General features: G+C 67.5%; 18 protein-coding genes. 14 read left to right on the top strand and 4 right to left on the bottom strand.

From position 1 onward, the window contains the following. Positions 1-61: 61 nt before the first annotated feature. From HEB94_RS52075 to HEB94_RS00955, 12 genes are all read left to right on the top strand, one after another. Entirely contained in the window at positions 62-190 is a 129-nt protein-coding gene (locus tag HEB94_RS52075; RefSeq protein ID WP_273374668.1) for a hypothetical protein, read from the top strand. Positions 191-473: 283 nt separating this feature from the next. Beyond that, the gene (locus tag HEB94_RS01005; protein WP_192748216.1) at positions 474-680 is read left to right on the top strand and encodes a hypothetical protein; all 207 of its coding nucleotides are present in this window, start codon (positions 474-476) and stop codon (positions 678-680) included. Positions 681-1,590: 910 nt separating this feature from the next. Beyond that, positions 1,591-1,884, top strand: a complete 294-nt coding sequence (locus HEB94_RS01000) for a GlsB/YeaQ/YmgE family stress response membrane protein (protein WP_192748215.1) — start codon at positions 1,591-1,593, stop codon at positions 1,882-1,884. Positions 1,885-2,721: 837 nt separating this feature from the next. Next, positions 2,722-3,042 carry a gas vesicle protein GvpO gene (locus HEB94_RS00995; protein ID WP_192748214.1) on the top strand — a complete coding sequence of 107 codons (321 nt, stop codon included), beginning with the start codon at positions 2,722-2,724 and terminating at the stop codon, positions 3,040-3,042. 11 nt (positions 3,043-3,053) lie between these two features. Beyond that, a complete protein-coding gene (locus tag HEB94_RS55050; RefSeq protein ID WP_238361374.1) occupies positions 3,054-3,422 on the top strand; it encodes a gas vesicle protein in 369 nt (122 codons plus the stop codon). Between the two features lie 41 nt (positions 3,423-3,463). Then, positions 3,464-4,240, top strand: coding sequence for a GvpL/GvpF family gas vesicle protein (locus tag HEB94_RS00985; RefSeq protein ID WP_238361373.1), 777 nt, complete (start codon positions 3,464-3,466; stop codon positions 4,238-4,240). After that, positions 4,233-4,448 (top strand): gas vesicle protein GvpJ, encoded by a 216-nt coding sequence (gene gvpJ / locus HEB94_RS00980; RefSeq protein ID WP_192748211.1) that lies wholly within the window; start codon positions 4,233-4,235, stop codon positions 4,446-4,448. The genes HEB94_RS00985 and gvpJ overlap by 8 nt, the downstream gene beginning before the upstream one ends. Further along, on the top strand, positions 4,445-4,828 hold the full coding sequence (locus HEB94_RS00975; protein WP_192748210.1) for a gas vesicle protein K: 384 nt from the start codon (positions 4,445-4,447) through the stop codon (positions 4,826-4,828). Before gvpJ ends, HEB94_RS00975 begins: the two co-directional genes overlap by 4 nt. A gap of 37 nt (positions 4,829-4,865) precedes the next feature. Then, positions 4,866-5,336, top strand: coding sequence for a gas vesicle structural protein GvpA (locus HEB94_RS00970; protein ID WP_192748209.1), 471 nt, complete (start codon positions 4,866-4,868; stop codon positions 5,334-5,336). Then, on the top strand, positions 5,333-6,091 hold the full coding sequence (locus HEB94_RS00965) for a GvpL/GvpF family gas vesicle protein (RefSeq protein WP_192748208.1): 759 nt from the start codon (positions 5,333-5,335) through the stop codon (positions 6,089-6,091). The genes HEB94_RS00970 and HEB94_RS00965 overlap by 4 nt, the downstream gene beginning before the upstream one ends. A gap of 90 nt (positions 6,092-6,181) precedes the next feature. Beyond that, positions 6,182-6,967: a hypothetical protein gene (locus HEB94_RS00960; protein WP_192748207.1), complete on the top strand. Its 786-nt coding sequence runs from the start codon at positions 6,182-6,184 to the stop codon at positions 6,965-6,967. Between the two features lie 14 nt (positions 6,968-6,981). Beyond that, positions 6,982-8,157, top strand: coding sequence for an SRPBCC family protein (locus tag HEB94_RS00955; protein WP_192748206.1), 1,176 nt, complete (start codon positions 6,982-6,984; stop codon positions 8,155-8,157). 587 nt (positions 8,158-8,744) lie between these two features. On the opposite strand, the gene HEB94_RS00950 is transcribed toward HEB94_RS00955, so the two are convergent. Further along, positions 8,745-9,320, bottom strand: coding sequence for a hypothetical protein (locus HEB94_RS00950; RefSeq protein WP_192748205.1), 576 nt, complete (start codon positions 9,318-9,320; stop codon positions 8,745-8,747). A 29-nt stretch (positions 9,321-9,349) separates the two neighbouring features. Beyond that, positions 9,350-10,498 carry a serine/threonine-protein kinase gene (locus tag HEB94_RS00945; protein WP_192748204.1) on the bottom strand — a complete coding sequence of 383 codons (1,149 nt, stop codon included), beginning with the start codon at positions 10,496-10,498 and terminating at the stop codon, positions 9,350-9,352. A 756-nt stretch (positions 10,499-11,254) separates the two neighbouring features. Here HEB94_RS00945 and HEB94_RS00940 point away from each other — a divergent pair. Both HEB94_RS00940 and HEB94_RS00935 read left to right on the top strand, forming a co-directional pair. Next, complete coding sequence (locus HEB94_RS00940; RefSeq protein WP_192748203.1) at positions 11,255-13,000, top strand: helix-turn-helix domain-containing protein; 1,746 nt, start codon at positions 11,255-11,257, stop codon at positions 12,998-13,000. 309 nt (positions 13,001-13,309) lie between these two features. Next, the gene (locus tag HEB94_RS00935; RefSeq protein WP_192748202.1) at positions 13,310-13,474 is read left to right on the top strand and encodes a hypothetical protein; all 165 of its coding nucleotides are present in this window, start codon (positions 13,310-13,312) and stop codon (positions 13,472-13,474) included. A gap of 522 nt (positions 13,475-13,996) precedes the next feature. Here the strand turns inward: HEB94_RS00935 and HEB94_RS00930 are convergent. Both HEB94_RS00930 and HEB94_RS00925 read right to left on the bottom strand, forming a co-directional pair. Continuing rightward, a complete protein-coding gene (locus tag HEB94_RS00930; RefSeq protein ID WP_192748201.1) occupies positions 13,997-14,155 on the bottom strand; it encodes a hypothetical protein in 159 nt (52 codons plus the stop codon). A gap of 451 nt (positions 14,156-14,606) precedes the next feature. Then, positions 14,607-15,200: a TIGR03086 family metal-binding protein gene (locus HEB94_RS00925; RefSeq protein ID WP_192748200.1), complete on the bottom strand. Its 594-nt coding sequence runs from the start codon at positions 15,198-15,200 to the stop codon at positions 14,607-14,609. Positions 15,201-15,224: the final 24 nt, after the last annotated feature.

Here is a 15,224-nt window from a genome sequence, read left to right as displayed (position 1 = left end):
TGGTGTACCGGTCGCGCGCAGTGTTGTGGCGTGCAAGACAAGGTGATTGTTTTCCGCGCTCTTGAGTGCGGTGCAGGAGGCCGGCGGGCCGAGCGCGCTCACCGACCAGGATCTGCGAATGCTCGACGCCGGTGTGCGCGCCGACCTCGCGTTGTGCGCCGAGCTCCTCGCCGCGAGGCCGAGCCGCTAGGCGGCGGCCTGTCGGCGCGGCGGGCCGGGGTGGCCGCCTACGCGGGAGGCGACCACGTAGGCGGCCGACGGGACCGTGTGCAGGTGCCGTGTCGGCCTCGTACCCGCCGCGTGACCCGCGAGTGACCAGTCCAAGGTCACACGGGCACAGGGTCTTTCGCCCTGTTGTCCGATCCCTGTGCATAAGCCTGTGAACCCTCCGGCGTGCCGGGCGGCCTCACTGTCCGGATGTAAGTGGTTCCTGGCCAAACGAAGGCGGCGCCGCGCGCCGAACTGTGCGCAGCATGGAAATGAAAGTTCAACTATCGGGGAAGGGCGGCGACATGCAGGAAGAGACATGCCCCTATGCGTATACCAGGGCGATAGAGGCGGCGGGCGGCCGGGACAACCTCACCGAACGCGAGCTGCAGTTGATCGACATGGGCGTGCGCGCCGGCATCCAATCCGCCCAAGAGCTGATCGCCGAGAAGCTGCGCGAGCGGGACGAGTAGCCACACGGCGCCGCCGCGGCGGACGACCTGCCCGCGGGGGCGTGGTCGAGGCGCCACCAGATCCCGGGCGGCGTGCAGGACCTCCGCGAGGGCATACACGCCGTCGACTGCCAGGGCAGGTTGACCGCGACGAGCCGGTCCCACTCGGGCCTCGGCGCCGGGGCCTTAGCCAGTGGGCCAGTTCACGACCTCGCTGCGCCACCAGGCCGGGCAGGTCGACACCAGCCGCCGCCTCGCCGAGGAGCCTCGAGGGCGTCGCCGAGGTCTCTCATCTCCCGGCTGTGCTGGTCGGTCCTCGCTCATCAGATGGCCTACCGAGACCACCACGATGGCCACCCATCGACTATGCCGAGCGTCCATGTCACCAGTCCTGCGTAACACACCAGTCGTTTGGTGGCGGCAGGGCGACCGAACTGACAGCGGAAGGGCGAGGCGGAGACCCACGTTCGCTCGCGCGGCCCGTTGCGGCTCGATGGTCGTCCGCAGCCGCGATGCCCGCGCGCTGACCCGGGCCTGCAGATGGACGGTCCGTCTCGGGTTCGCTCCTGCGACCCCATGGCTGCGAACCAGGCCGTGCGGCGTGACGGGTCCTGCGGCCGTCGCCGTTCGTGCGGTCACTGCGAGGCGGCCCGCCGCTCGTGTGGACGCGCTGGGCTCTCTAGTTCCAACAACCCTCGGGCGTCGGTGGCGGCGGCCCCAAAACCCTCTCGCGCGAGTGCTTTGCGGGGCGAGGGCGAGGTCTAACAGCGGCGGACGCAGGACCTCGCCCTTCGCCGCGACTTAACCGGCGACCGTTGCTACGGTCGGTCGTCGTAGGCCGGGCGTCCTCGGGGGTGCCCGACTCCGGCGGCCCCGGGACTGGCACGCACAACCGGGCCTGGGGCCGTCCTTGACCCGGAAGGGGCAACAGATGGAAATCGTTGGCGTCATCATCGCGGGCATCATCATCGGCATACTCGGCAAGTGGGTCGCTCCGAGTAACCGGGACAACATCCCCCTCTGGTTGACCGTTATCTGCGGGATCGGTGGAGTGCTCATCGGCTACTACGCGGCCGCCGCGCTCGGTGTCGCCGCCACGCCTGGTGTCGACTGGGTGCGGTGGATCGTCAGCATCATCGTCGCGGCAGTGCTCGTCATGATCGCCGCCATGATTACCGGAAGGCCGCGGGGAAGGCTCACCGGCAAACGCGGCAAGGCCATCTGAACCCCGGAACGACGCAAACCCGCGCTTCCAAGCCCAACAAGTTCAGGTGAATATTGCGCCAGATCCAGACGCAGCCCAGCAACCGCACCTGACTCAGACTCTTAGCTGATCGAGCTCACGGCACGCGCGCACTGCACGGAGAAGCCGCGGCTACGTCGGTAGACCACCACGATCGGAGTCGAGGCCAGGTTGGACGCCTACCTGGTCGAGGGAGCCTGAGGCAGAAAGGAACCACCCTGGCCCAGCGGCTCCACTCCCGGTTGGGCTTGGTGGAGAAGGGGCAGCGGCAGCCACCTCCCCACGACGAGACCCGGACCGAGATCGACTGCGACCACCCCTCACCGCGACCGGCCGAGGCGGCCCTGGCACGCCCAGGGCCGCCTCGGGGGCGTCCTCGGCTTGTCCGAATGGCTCGGTCATGAGCTTCGCCGGTGGGCTTACGAGTGCGAGTGGGACACGGCGCTATGGTCCCTTGCCAGGTAGGTCCACCGATCGCGGGAGGTGCCACCGCGAACGCGATCGCAGAGAAGCTCGCGGCGGTCCGCGTTCGGCGCAAGCAGTTCATGCCTACGTAGGCCGAGCGTTGGAAGGAGATTCGCCGCAGCCCGCAGGCTACTGGGCCCCCACCCCCGCCCATACGAGGTGCGACGTCAGGCGCCGGGGCACGTATTCGAGGAATCAGCGGTCGGGGCGGAACAGTCGAAGGGCCGCGCGGCCGTGGCGAGAAGTCGCCGATGCGACATAAGGCGAAGCATGAGCTAGCGTCGGGTGATCGACACGGGGGACGATGGAGGGGAGTCGGTATGCAACACGTGCCCCGGGTCCTGCGGAGCGCCTATGAGTGAGCGCGAGCATGCTCCCAAGCGTGATACCGCACACGAGGAAGGTCGGCGTCCAGCGAAGTCGGGCGTTGCGGCGGTCGTCAAGCGCGCAGCGCAGCAGTTCTTCGAGTTGACGGCGAAGCAGCCCGAGGGAGTGACCGGCGTTCGTAAGAGTGACACCGGCTGGTCCGTTCTGCTCGACGTGGTGGAGTTGGAGCGAGTCCCTTCCACGACGACAGTGATCGCCACTTACCGCATCGAGGTCGACGAAGACGGCGAGCTTATGGGCTATGAGCGGCTCCGTCGTTATGTCCGAGGGGCGGTGGATCCAACATGACGATGCAACCAATGAGTGGCCGCGGCCAGCCCGACTCGCTGGCGGACGTCCTCGAACGCGTTCTGGACAAGGGCATTGTCATCGTGGGCGACATTGTGGTGAACGTGCTCGACATCGAGTTGCTGTCGCTCAAGTTACGGCTGTTCGTCGCTTCGGCGCAGACCGCCCAGGAGATGGGCATGGACTGGTGGACCCGGGACCCGTTCTTCACTTCACAGGGGCGCGAAAGCGAGCTGGACTCCTCCGGTGAGCAGCGCCGGGGTGAGCGAGCGCGTCTGGAAGCCGAGAACCACGACCTACGAAAGCGGCTCGAAGCGCTCGAGCGGCTCGTCGCCAGTCCGGAAGCGCGGGCCGTCGCCGACAAACAAGGTGACGCGTAGAGCCGGTGCGTTCCACGCTGTCGGTTCACGGAGAGTGGAAAATGCGTCAGGATCCTCGTCAGGTGAGATACCTCTATGCGATTGTGCGAGCGGAATCGGTCGACGTGGCCGGCTTGCACGGTGTAGGAGAGTCCGGTCAGGTGCGTTTGGTCTCACACGCCGACCTCGCCATAGCCGTCAGCGACGTCGCTCGCGACGCATTGGAACTTCCTGAGGAAGAGCTTTCTGAGAACGGCAAAGTTGCGGAGCTGGCCATGACACACGACGCCGTGGTCCGGGCGATCTTCGACCAGGCACCGGCTCTTCCGCTGCGGCTCGCCACTGTCGTCGCAGACGACGAGTCTGCTGTCCGAGCGCTCGACCAATACCACGATGAGGCGATCCTTCGACTGGATCGGTTGGACGGCCACCGCGAGTGGGGGATCCGCCTGTGCAGAGAACAAGCCACGCAGACACCGAGCCCGAAACTCGACGGCGACGGTGGTGCCCGGCCCACGGGAACCGCATACCTGCAACGTCGCCGGCATGCACTGCGCGCCGGGGAGGAGGCCCGGCAACAGGAGCGCGCACTGACCGAGGACGTCTTCACCACGCTGGGCGCCTTCGCCAGCGAGATGGACCGTCAACCCGGTGCCAGTGCAGACGTCGTCCTGAACGCCGCCTACCTCGTCGACGCCGCCGCCGAGGAAGCGTTCCTGGTGGCGGCGCAGAGCCAGGTCCGCGCACTAGCGCCCCACGGCATCAGGGTGGACGTCACCGGCCCTTGGCCGCCGTATAGCTTCGCCCAACTGCGCAGCCGGAGGGTGGCCGATGCCTGAGCGGAACACACTCGCGTCCAACCAGGGAACGAGTCTGGCAGACCTGCTCGACCGCGTCGTCGACCGAGGTGCCTTCGTCTCCGGCGACGTGATCATCCAGCTGGCCGGGATCGACCTGATCCGGCTCGACCTGCGGCTTCTGCTGGTCGGGATCGAGACGGCGCACGAACTGGACCACAGCGTGGGTGGCGGGAGGGACGAGGCATGACTGCTCCTACCTCGCCGTCGCAGCCGTTCGGTCGGACGCCTCGGATCGCCGCGGACGCCGAAGACCTCGGGCGAGGGCTCGGCCAGCTCGTGGTTGCGCTGCTCGAACTCGTCCGCGACCTCCTGGAGCGGCAGTCGATCCGGCGTATGGAGGGCGGCGAGCTGTCCGAGGACGAGATCGAACGCCTCGGCCAAGCCCTCCTCGAACTCGAGGAGAAGTTCGTCGAACTCCGGGAGATCTTCGGCGTGGGCCGGGAAGGCATCCGACTCCCGATCGACGTGGACCAACTACTGGGGGACGAACACCGACTGACCAAGCAGACGTACGACCAATCGGTGACGTGGCCGATCAGAGACCTGACACCCAAGGGGTCCGACTGATCGGAGACGTGACCGACAGGAGTGGAGGCAAAAGCACATGGCCGTAGCCACACAGGGCATCAACCGCGCACCCCGCCCGAGCAGCCTCGCCGATGTTCTCGAAGTGATCCTCGACAAGGGCATCGTGATCGACGCATACGTCCGGGTCGCGGTCGTGGGAATCGAACTGCTCACCATCGACGCACGGATCGTGATCGCCAGCGTGGACACGTATCTACGCTTCGCCGAAGCCGTCAACCGACTCGACATCCAACCCCAGGAACAGGTCGCGGGTCTGCCAGGGCTGGTCCACGAGGTCACCGAGGGCGGCGCCCAGCACAAGACCAAAGGCGCCCTGGAGGGCGTCAAGGAGAGCGCCAAGGACCTCCTCTCCTCCGTCGGACCTGACCGGGACGACGAGGAGGAGGCCGACGACGAGCCCCGCGGCACCAGGCGCCGCAAGGCGCCAGCCTCCCGTGGTAGCTCGAGCACGCGTCGCTCCAGCCGACGTACAGCGGAGGACTCGTGACTCTTCTTCTGCACGGCGTGGTGCGCCAGGACCATCCGTTCGTCGCCTCCGGCGTACCGGACGAGCTCGACGTCAAACTCGTAGAGCAGGACGGACTTGCCGTTGTTGTCCGGGAGTTGGCCGACGACGAGCAGCTCACCGAGGACGACGGTGTTTCGTTCCTCGACGTGTTGGTCAGTGCGGTGCAGGTCGGTCCTGTGCTGCCGCTGCGGTTCGGGACCGTCGCGCCGGACGCCGACTCGGTGCGCTCGGAGGTTCTCGGTCCACCGGCCGGGGACGACCTGCGCGCGCGGATGGATGCCATAGCAGAGCTCGTGGAGGTCCGGATCACGTTCACGCTGAACGAGGACGCCCTGCAGACGCTCTTCGACGAGGATGCCCAGCTTCGCGCGGCCGCCTCCCGTGGCCGTCCCAGTGCGGACATGTCGGAGCGGGTCGAGCTGGGCCGCCTGGTGGCGGAACGACTCGCGGCCCAACGTTCGCACCTCGTCGCGGAGTGGGTCGCGGCACTGGACGACGTCGCCGAGGAGGCGCACACCCTCAGCAGCTCCGACGAGGGTTGGGAACAGGTCGCGTTCCTCCTCCGAAGGGAACGACTCGGGGAGATGGACTCCGCCGTGGCCACACTCTCCGAGGAGATCGACGAACAGGCACTGATCGACTACGTCGGTCCGTTGCCGATCTACAGCTTCGACCCCGCGGCCTCCGCCGCCCCCGCGCACGCTGCCGCAGAGAGTTCGCGCTGGGGATTCTGAGGCCCAACCGTCCAGGCGCAACGGGCCGATTGGCAGTGCCATCGAGCCCGGTCCGAGGCCGGGTGCCTGGACGCAACGAGAGGAGACATCGTGGATGACAAGGCCAAGATTGGCATGGCGATCGCGGGAGGCTACCTCCTCGGTCGCACCAAGAAGGGCAAGGCCGCGTTGAGCCTGGCTCTGTGGCTGGCAGGCAGCCAACTCGGTCTGCAGCCACGCCAACTCCTGCGCGAGGGTGTTCTGAAACTCGCGAGTACGCCGCAGGTCGCCCAGCTTGGTGAACAGCTGCGCGGGCCGGTGAAGGACGCCGGCCGGCGGGCAGCCGTGGCCACCCTCGAGTCGCAGTTGGGAAGGCTCGCCGACAACCTGCAGGACCGGACGCGCAGCCTCGGCGATCGGCTTTCCATCGAGGATCGCGACGACCGCGACGATGACGACGACCGCGACGATGACGACGACTACGCCGACGAGGCGCAGGACGAAGGCTCCGCGGAGAGCGCGGAGGACGACAGCTCTCGCCGTGCCTCCCGCCCGGCCCGGAAGAGCGCTGGCAAGGCCCAGCAGGCCGCCGGCGAGGGCACCCGGAGGGCTCGTAAGGCGACCGGGGAAGGGACCAGTAGGGCGCGTTCGGCCACCTCCAAGGCGAGCGGTACCGCCAAGAAGGCCGCGAGCAATAGTGGCAGGGCAGCAGCCGGAGCAAGCGGAGAGGCGAAGAAGACCGCCGCCAAGAGCACCAGCCGTACGGCCAATTCCACGGGTGCGGGCCGCAAGTCCACCAGTGCCGGCCGCAAGTCCACCAATGGATCCAGCCGGTCCTCGTCGTCTGGTCGGCAGTCCTCCAGCTCGAGCCGGTCCGCGTCCCGGACGCGGCGCTGAGGAGAGGAGAAGGTATGGCTGACAAGCACGCGTCTGTCCTTTCCAACGTGGGATCCGCTCTTGTGCGCAGTCCGGCCACCGAGCGGCTGGCGAAGGAGGCACGCGAGTACGCGCTGGCCCGGGGTAACGACCTGATGAAGTCCGCGGGCGAACGGCTGGAGCAGACCACCCAGCGGCTGGAAGACCACGCCGAGAACCCCGGCGCGCTGGGGGTGGGACTGAAGAAGCTGGCCGAGGGCAAGTCACCCTTGCATGCCAGCGCGAGCGCCGCGGTGACCGGGGTGAAGGACAAGGTGAAGTCGCTGTTCAGCAGAGGCAGCAGCGGCAAGCCGAAGATGACCAACATCATCGAGGACATCGACGTCGGCGCCCCGGTATCGGTGGTCTATGACCAGTGGACGCAGTTCCAGGAGTTCTCCTTGTTCATGAAAGGCGTGGAGAGCATCGACCAGAGGGATGAGGTCGAGAGCAACTGGCGCGGCAAGGTGTGGTGGTCGCACCGGTCCTGGAAGGCGACCGTCACCGAGCAGGTTCCCGACCGCAAGATCGCCTGGACGTCTGAAGGCGCCAAGGGCACGACCAAGGGCGTCGTGACCTTTCATCCTCTGGCTGACGACCTCACCAAGGTGCTCCTGGTGTTGGAGTACTACCCCGGTGGCGTCGTGGAGAAGACCGCGAACCTCTGGCGCGCCTTCGGTCGCCGGGTCCGTCTGGATCTCAAGCACTTCCGCCGCTTCGTCTCCATGCGCGGCGAGGCCACCGGCTCCTGGCGTGGCGAGATCGAGGACGGTCAGGTCGTGCGGCAACCCGACGAACTCGAGGACCGGACCGAGGAGACCGAGGAGACCGAGGACGACGGCGCGGAGTTCGAGGACTCCTCTTCCGACGAAGAGGCCGCCAGCGACCTCGACGACGAGGACGCTGACGAGTACGAGGACTCCGACGAGGACTCCGACGAGGACTCCGACGAGGACGCCGAGGACGCCGAGGACTCCGACGAGGAGGACGGCGACTTCGAGGACGAGTACGACGACTCCGACGGAGAGGAGTCCGAGAGCGCGGAGGAGCCGGAGGAGGACACCTCACCTCGGTCGCGCAACGGTCGACCGCCAAACGGGCGACGCTCGGTCTCCCGTGGCCGGGAGAGCTCCCGGCGTGGACGGAGCCGGAGCGGCGCGCCTGCCCGCTGACTGTTCGGCACGGACCGGTCGCGGCGCCACTACGGCGCTGCGACCGGTCCGGACCGCACCGGGGGGTCACCACGCGCCGACGCACCACGTCTCGCCTCGACTCCCGGTGGCCCAGCCGGACAGCTAGCCTGCTGTCACGCATCGGACGCACTGAGCGAGATGGCTCCTGGCCGCTCATTCTTCGCCGCCGGTGGGCGTGGCCGCAGCGTATCCACTCGCTGCCTGATCCTCAGCGTGGCTGTGCTTGCACCGCTTCTGGACCGAGGTGCAGGCCCGGCGGGAGTCGGCAACAGCTTGAGGACGCAGGGCAAGCCATCGCTACGCCTCATGCCGCATGCTCACCCGCCACCGAACCGGCGCAGTGCTCTACGTCGGCACTGGGCTCGATCTACTCCAACCTGTGCCGACTGCACGCACCGAAGACACCGTCGACCTGGTGCTCCATACGATGGCGCAAGGGCGGACCCCCGAGAACGCACCCATGCCCGGTCGCGGCCAACTGGACCCGTCCCGCCTACGAGGGCACAGAGGGAACCAGCCACCGGAGACGGCCGCGTAGGGCCGGCGAGTGTCCATGGGGCCGAGAGTTAGTTCCCATGCCCATCGTCTGGCCGGTGCTTGCTGGAGCGACCGTTGCCGCCGCCTTCCTCCTTGCCGCCTTCATCTCCGCCACGCTTGTCCTGCTTCTTCTTGTCTTCCTTGTTCTTGTCTTCGTGCTGGGGCTCTTCGTGCTGAGGCTCGCCCTGCTGGGGGTCTCCCTGGCGGGTCTCTTCCTGCTTGTTCGCCGCTTCCTCCTTGCTCTCTGCCAGCTTCTTCTTCTCAGCCTCCAGCTCCTTCTCGAGCTTCTCGCGTTCCTTTTCCAGCTCTTCGCGCATCTTGTCGTCCGCCGGCTGCGGGCGGGGAAGTTTGGTGGTGAGGCTGATCACCGCGGCCAGGATGGGCTCGGCTTGGGCACTGTCGAGATCACCAGCTTCACGGGCTTCGAGCGTGGTCTGCACCAACCGGTCCAGTTCTTGGCGCGCCTGGTCGAACTGCTTGCCGGCGATGGCGCGGTCGACCCTGCCGAGAATCGAGCCGAGGGCGGGCACCGCTTCAGCGGGCGCGCTCGCACCGCTGCAACCAGCAACCAACAGCAGGGACAGCCCAAGGCCGGCGACGCGCACCCAATGCTGTTGGAGACCATGTAGGAGTCTCATCGGCCTCCCTCCACCGCGTCGTGCAGGTCCTGCAAAGGCTGCCGCAGCTGCTCGGGCACACCAGCGGGAACATCCGGCTGTGGCCGGGTGACGAAGGCGTCGCTCACAAGGACCACAGCTACGACGAGGAAGATCGCGAGCGCCACGGCCGCCGCCCACCTCCAGGACCTGCCGACCCTTCGTGTGAGACGACCCGATCGGGAAGCCGGTCCCCGGTGACCGGTTGCGCGCAGCTCAATGCTCTCGGCGGTCGCGGCACCGTGCGACGAACCGTTCACTGGTGGGGTGGAAGGATCGGCGGCCTTGGCGTCAGATTGCCCAGTCGGCACCACCACCGACGGCTCCACACCAGCGGCGAGCTGATGCAAAGCGTCTCCGATCTGCACGGTGGACGGACGGTCCGCGGGGTCTAGGGCCGTCATGGCTCGGAGGAGGTCATGTAAGCCGACGGGCAGGGTTGGTGGTAGCGGAGGTGGCGTCGTCAGCCGGGCGAGCGCAGCTTCGGTCGGTGAACCCCCATAAGTGCGCTCACCGGTCAGGGCTTCCAACAGCACCAGGCCCAGTGAGTACACGTCGGTGGCTGGGGTGACGTTCTCTCCGCGTACCTGCTCGGGAGCCAGGTAGGCGGCGGTTCCCACGGCCGTCCCGGTCGCGGTGTGACCAGTCGGGTTTGACAGCAACTTGGCGATGCCGAAGTCGGTCAGTAGCGCTCGGTCATCCCCGCCGAGGAGCACGTTGGCCGGCTTGACGTCGCGGTGGACGATGCTGTTGTCATGGGCATAGTTCAAGGCGTCCGCCAGCTGCGCGCCCATCGCCGCCACCCGCGTCGGTTCCAGCGCCACCCCACGGCAACAGTCGGCCAGACTGGGCCCGTTGACCAGTTCCATCACAAGGTAGGGCTCTTCCTCACTGGTCGCGGCGTCGAGAACCGTCACCAACCCCGGGTGGCTCAGCCTGCCCAGCATGCGCGCCTCGTCGGCGAACCGCGCCCGGTCGCTTGCCCCCACCGAAGCCTGCCGCAGCAGCTTGACCGCCACCTCGCGGTCCAGGACTCGATCGTGTGCGCGGTACACATCGGCCATGCCACCCTGACCGATCAGGGAGCACAGCTCGTAGCGGCCGCCGAGCACAACCGACTCACCCATCGACGGATCCCTCACCTGGCTCCTCTCCTGCGACGATGTGCCGCGTTCGGCACGCCGCCCCGGCCAAGCACACGTGGGCACGGTACCGACTTCCTGGTCCTCCCGCAGATCACGCTTTTCGGGGCCCGGCGGTCCCCGCCGCAATCTCCCGACGCACAGGCCGGTCCTGGCGGAAAACGCCGAGCACCTTCCCAAACCGTGTCTCGACTGTCCCGTCCGTCGCGCTACAAGCGCCAGGAGGCCGGCGGAAGACGCACCACCGTGTATCTCGGTGAGCCAGCCCGACATCGGCCGCGCGGTGTCACAGATCTGTCACAAGGAGGTGCGCACACGTCTACACTGCCTCGGACACCGCGGACGCAGTTCCCATATTCGCAAGGCAGCCATGCTTTGCGCTGACGATCCTCAGACGTGATCGTTAGAGGACTTGTAATCGGGCGGTTAGCGCCGATTCTCGTGTCTAGCGGTGGCGCGTCGGTGGCTCCAGGATGTTGGGCGGCTCCGGGCTGCTTTCGCCTATGGGCATGTGATTGTGATGGTCGTTGCGCCCGAAGCGGGTGATCGGTCAGGGTCGATCTGACTGCCTGTTGTGGCGGATTTCGGATTGTCGTCCGACCCGGATGTGATGAGCGAGCACGATCTCACTTGGAGTACGACGGCGGGAGAGACGCAGCGATGGCTGCCGTTGCGCTCTGTCGCCGCCAGTGATCGGCGTGTCACGTTGACCGCGATCGTGTCGCTTGCTGTAGTTGAATCGTGGAACAAGCAGCGATATCCACCCCCGAAGCGGCCCGTCGGGGCAGTGAGTACTTCGCCGCCCCAGCAGCGGCGAACCAGCGTCGTTACGAGGCACTGCGCGCGTACCTGTTCGAGGGAGTCTCAGCGGCGGAGGCGGCGACCCGCTTCGGCTACACCCTGACGACGCTGCAGTCGCTGGTGCGGGACTTCCGGGCCGGACGCTGCGAGTTCTTCCAGAGCTCGCGTCCGGGCCCGAAGACGGCCCCGGCCAAGGAAGCGGCCCGCACCAGGATCATCGAGCTGCGCCGGTTGGGCCACTCGGCCCACGAGATCGCTGCCGCGCTCGCCGAGGAGGACACTCCGCTCAACCGCACCGGGGTCGCCGAAGTCCTGGCCGAGGAAGGGTTCCCACGCTTGTGGCCCCGTCCGCACGCCGAGCGCGGCCTACCCCGACGCGAATCCCAGCCCCGCACCAAGGTGATCGACTTCGCCGTCCTGCCCGCCCACGCCGACACCCGGATGGCCGGGCTACTGCTGACCATCCCCGATCTGGTGGCACTGGACCTGCCCGGCCTGGTGCGGGCCGCGGGCTATCCCGGCACGTCTGTGATCCCGGCGATCAGCTCGATCCTGTCGCTGCTGGCGATCAAACTCACCACCACCCGCCGCGTCTCCCACATCGACGACATCGCCACCGACCCCGGTGCGGCGTTGTTCGCCGGGCTGACCAGCCTGCCCAAGGCCACCGCGCTGACCACCTACTCCTACCGGCTCGACCACACCCGGCAACAACGATTCCTTGCCGCACTGGACAAAGCCAGCCTCGCCGCAGGGCTCGCGCACGGCGAGGCGATCAACCTCGACTTCCACGCCGTCATGCACTGGGGCGCCGACCCCGCGTTGGAAAAACACTACGTGCCCAGACGTTCGCAACGCACCCGCTCAGTGTTGACCTTCTTCGCCGAAGACGCGGCCACCCACACCCTGCTCTACGCCAACGCCGACCTCGCCAAAGCCAACCAGAACAACGAAATCCTCGCCTTCGCCGACCACTGGCGCACAACCTCCGGAGCGGACCCGAAACTGTTGATCTTCGATTCCAAGGTCACCACCCAGGCCCAGCTCGCCGACCTCGACGCCCGCGGCATCGCCTTCATCACCCTGCGCGCCCGCACCCCGAAACTCACCGAACACCTACATGCCTTGCCCGCCAAGGACTGGACACCACTCACCATCGCCCGAGCGGGCGGGAAAACCCGCCGTGTCCGCGTGATCGAAGACCCCGCCGCCACACTCTCGGCCTACCCCAGCACGCTACGCCAACTCGCCATCACCGGACTCGGGCACGACGAACCCACCATCCTGATCACCAACAATCGCACCACCCCGACCAAACACGTGATCGAGGCCTACGCCAGGCGGATGAACATCGAACAACGCCTCGCCGAAGCCATCCGCTCCTTCGGCCTGGACGCCCTCGCCGGCGCGGTCCCCCTCAACATCGACCTCGACGTCGTGCTCTCCGTACTCGCCCACACCATCTGCGCCGCGCTCCGCCGACGCCTCCCCGGCTACGCCACCGCCACACCCGACACCCTGCAACGCCGATTCCTCTCCACCGGCGGCACAATCGAAAACCGCGATAACGAAACCATCGTCCGCCTCGACCGACGCGCCTACTCACCCGTCCTCCGCCACGCCGACCTCCCCACCACCGAAGTCCCCTGGTGGGGCGGACGACACCTCCGCTACGAATACGAGTGATCAAGCTGGGGTTGAATCCGCTGCGCGAGAATCAGCGTTAGGGTTCAAGTCCCTCGCTGGCTTAAAGTCGCAGGTTAGAAGTGCTGCCGTGACGGTGCCGCCTTCTTGGCCTGACACTCTGCTCCCACAGTTCAGGGCAACCGGTCGTCTGCACGAGCTGTTCGAGCGTTCTTGGCGCCGTTTGGACCACCCCACGACCCGTGCACCGCTCCTGCGTCATCGACACCCCTTGTGCCCGAGCTGGTCCGCCGCGACCGGGGACACCGGGCGAATCGGGCTGAGAATCGAGTCACGACGGGCTTCGGAGACATGCTTGGTGACCCGCGGACGGTGCGGGAGTTGTCATCGACGCAACTCTCAGAGCAGGTGCACTACAGCAAGGGCCACCGGCCGAACGTCGAACGCGGCAAGAACGACCCACCGAGGAGCTTGCGCCGCGGCTGCGACCAGCGCTGCATGCTCGGGGCGACCTGATCGGCGCCGCTCAGCTCGATGTCGTGGCCAGCAAGGACCTGGCGCCGTGGCAGACCCTGAACTGATCCAGCGCATCCAGGCCTCCGACACCACGACAGGCACGTTGGAGTCACTCCATGCCACTGTCGCTGACCTGTGCTGTCAGTCCGCTGGAGCTGGGGCTGGAGGCCTGTTCGCTCAGCGGTTCTGGGAGCGGCATCGGCGTCGATTCTCAGCCGAGCTCGGCTCGGTCTTGCAGGATGAAGCGGCGGCGTACCCGGTAATCCTTGCGGCGTTCCTCGGGTGTCTGCGCCCCCACCGAGGCGACTACGACTCGCCAGGCAGTGTCCAGGATGTCGTCGAGCCAGCGGCGGCCAGTCGCGTTTTAGTGAGCGTTCCTCCAACCGGACCCCGTGCGCAAGGACGGGCACCAAGCGCTGCTTCGCATCGTCGTCGACGTCCAAGCACATAAGCACATGCCCAGTCAGGTGGTACGCGTCGTCAGCCGGCTAGGGTCATCTTCGGGTTTGCTCTGCACCTGCTTCAGGTGGTGAGCGATGCGGTCGCGGAACTGCGGGCTGACCGCTCGGCCTTCGATGCGTTCGCCATCAGATCCCACAGCGCCGGCCAGGCGTCATCAGTCGGCTCGGGCAGCATCGACAGCAGGTCGAGCAGGTGGTGGGTGTCCTCGGCCAGGGCCATCAGTGGTTCCTCTCAGTTGGGAGCGGCGTCCACTGCGGCGGTTAGGCTGACGGCGTTCCTGAGGAGGCGACGCTCCGCTACGCCGATCATCCAGACGTCAGAGAGTGGTGGCGGCCGGTATAGCCGTGGGTCGCGCCTGCTAGGTGGCTACACCGGCCGCTGCGAGGAGGTGCGGGCCGAGCGTCTACAGCTTGGGATGGGGCTGGCCGGCCCACCCTGCTCACTTCCCCAGCACCTGCACCGTAGGCATGGCAAGGGTGGCTCGGCCACGCCACGACAGGCCTGTCATGACAGGGACTTCCGACCCCCTCCGGCTACAGCGACGCGCTCGGCGCCCTGGACGCTCTCGACGGGCGCTGACCAACCGCACCGGCAAGGCGTGACCTGAGCCAGCAGCCGCTCCTCCCGCCGCCCGGGCGCTGCAGTCGCCCGGACCTCGTGACGACGCGCGTCACGAACGCGGGGCGGGATCCCGGCCGAGGAAGGCGACGAGACGATCGCTCGCGGGCGCGCTCGCGGGGACGTCCACGGGTGGGCCGAACTGCGGCCGGCGATCCTGGTCGTCGAGCAGCGCGGCTGACAACGCCAGAAGTTCGGTCGCCAGCCCGTCGGGGATCCCGCGGTCCGCGTCGCGGGCTGTGGCGATGTCCCAGCCGTGTGCCGCGAACTCGATCGCGCCGGCCTGCGCTGCGGAGCATGCCCACCGGGCCTGATCGCCGACGTGTGGGGCCGCCTCGCCGTGCATCACCGATTTGAAGGTGTCGAGCAGGTGGTGCATCCGGTCCCGCGCGAGGCCCACGGGATCCGGGTCCTGCGGGGGCGTCGACAAGCTCAGCTTGCCCGTGGTGCCCAGATCGGCGAGGCCGTCGGCGGAGGCGGCGAGGTGCAATGCCAGCTTGCGCAGGTCCCAGCCGGTACATGGCGTGGGTCGGTCCAGGCCGGCGTCGGTGAGGCCGTACAGCTCCTCCAGCGCGTAGGTGGCGGAGCGTTCGAACAACCCGACACTCTCGGCGAGCGGCGGCAGGGGAGGGGGAGAGTCGGCCACGGAGGTGCCTTTCAGCTGGTCAGG

This window comes from Actinopolymorpha pittospori (assembly GCF_014873875.1).
GTDB classification, from domain to species: Bacteria; Actinomycetota; Actinomycetes; order Propionibacteriales; family Actinopolymorphaceae; genus Actinopolymorpha; species Actinopolymorpha pittospori.
This window is presented reverse-complemented; position numbering and strand designations above follow the sequence as displayed.

Coding starts and splice junctions, on each gene's coding strand:
- HEB94_RS01005 (WP_192748216.1), top strand. CDS start 474: ATGGAAATGAAAGTTCAACTATCGGGGAAGGGCGGCGACATGCAGGAA.
- HEB94_RS01000 (WP_192748215.1), top strand. CDS start 1,591: ATGGAAATCGTTGGCGTCATCATCGCGGGCATCATCATCGGCATACTC.
- HEB94_RS00995 (WP_192748214.1), top strand. CDS start 2,722: ATGAGTGAGCGCGAGCATGCTCCCAAGCGTGATACCGCACACGAGGAA.
- HEB94_RS55050 (WP_238361374.1), top strand. CDS start 3,054: ATGAGTGGCCGCGGCCAGCCCGACTCGCTGGCGGACGTCCTCGAACGC.
- HEB94_RS00985 (WP_238361373.1), top strand. CDS start 3,464: ATGCGTCAGGATCCTCGTCAGGTGAGATACCTCTATGCGATTGTGCGA.
- gvpJ (WP_192748211.1), top strand. CDS start 4,233: ATGCCTGAGCGGAACACACTCGCGTCCAACCAGGGAACGAGTCTGGCA.
- HEB94_RS00975 (WP_192748210.1), top strand. CDS start 4,445: ATGACTGCTCCTACCTCGCCGTCGCAGCCGTTCGGTCGGACGCCTCGG.
- HEB94_RS00970 (WP_192748209.1), top strand. CDS start 4,866: ATGGCCGTAGCCACACAGGGCATCAACCGCGCACCCCGCCCGAGCAGC.
- HEB94_RS00955 (WP_192748206.1), top strand. CDS start 6,982: ATGGCTGACAAGCACGCGTCTGTCCTTTCCAACGTGGGATCCGCTCTT.
- HEB94_RS00945 (WP_192748204.1), bottom strand. CDS start 10,498: ATGGGTGAGTCGGTTGTGCTCGGCGGCCGCTACGAGCTGTGCTCCCTG.
- HEB94_RS00935 (WP_192748202.1), top strand. CDS start 13,310: ATGCTTGGTGACCCGCGGACGGTGCGGGAGTTGTCATCGACGCAACTC.
- HEB94_RS00930 (WP_192748201.1), bottom strand. CDS start 14,155: ATGGCCCTGGCCGAGGACACCCACCACCTGCTCGACCTGCTGTCGATG.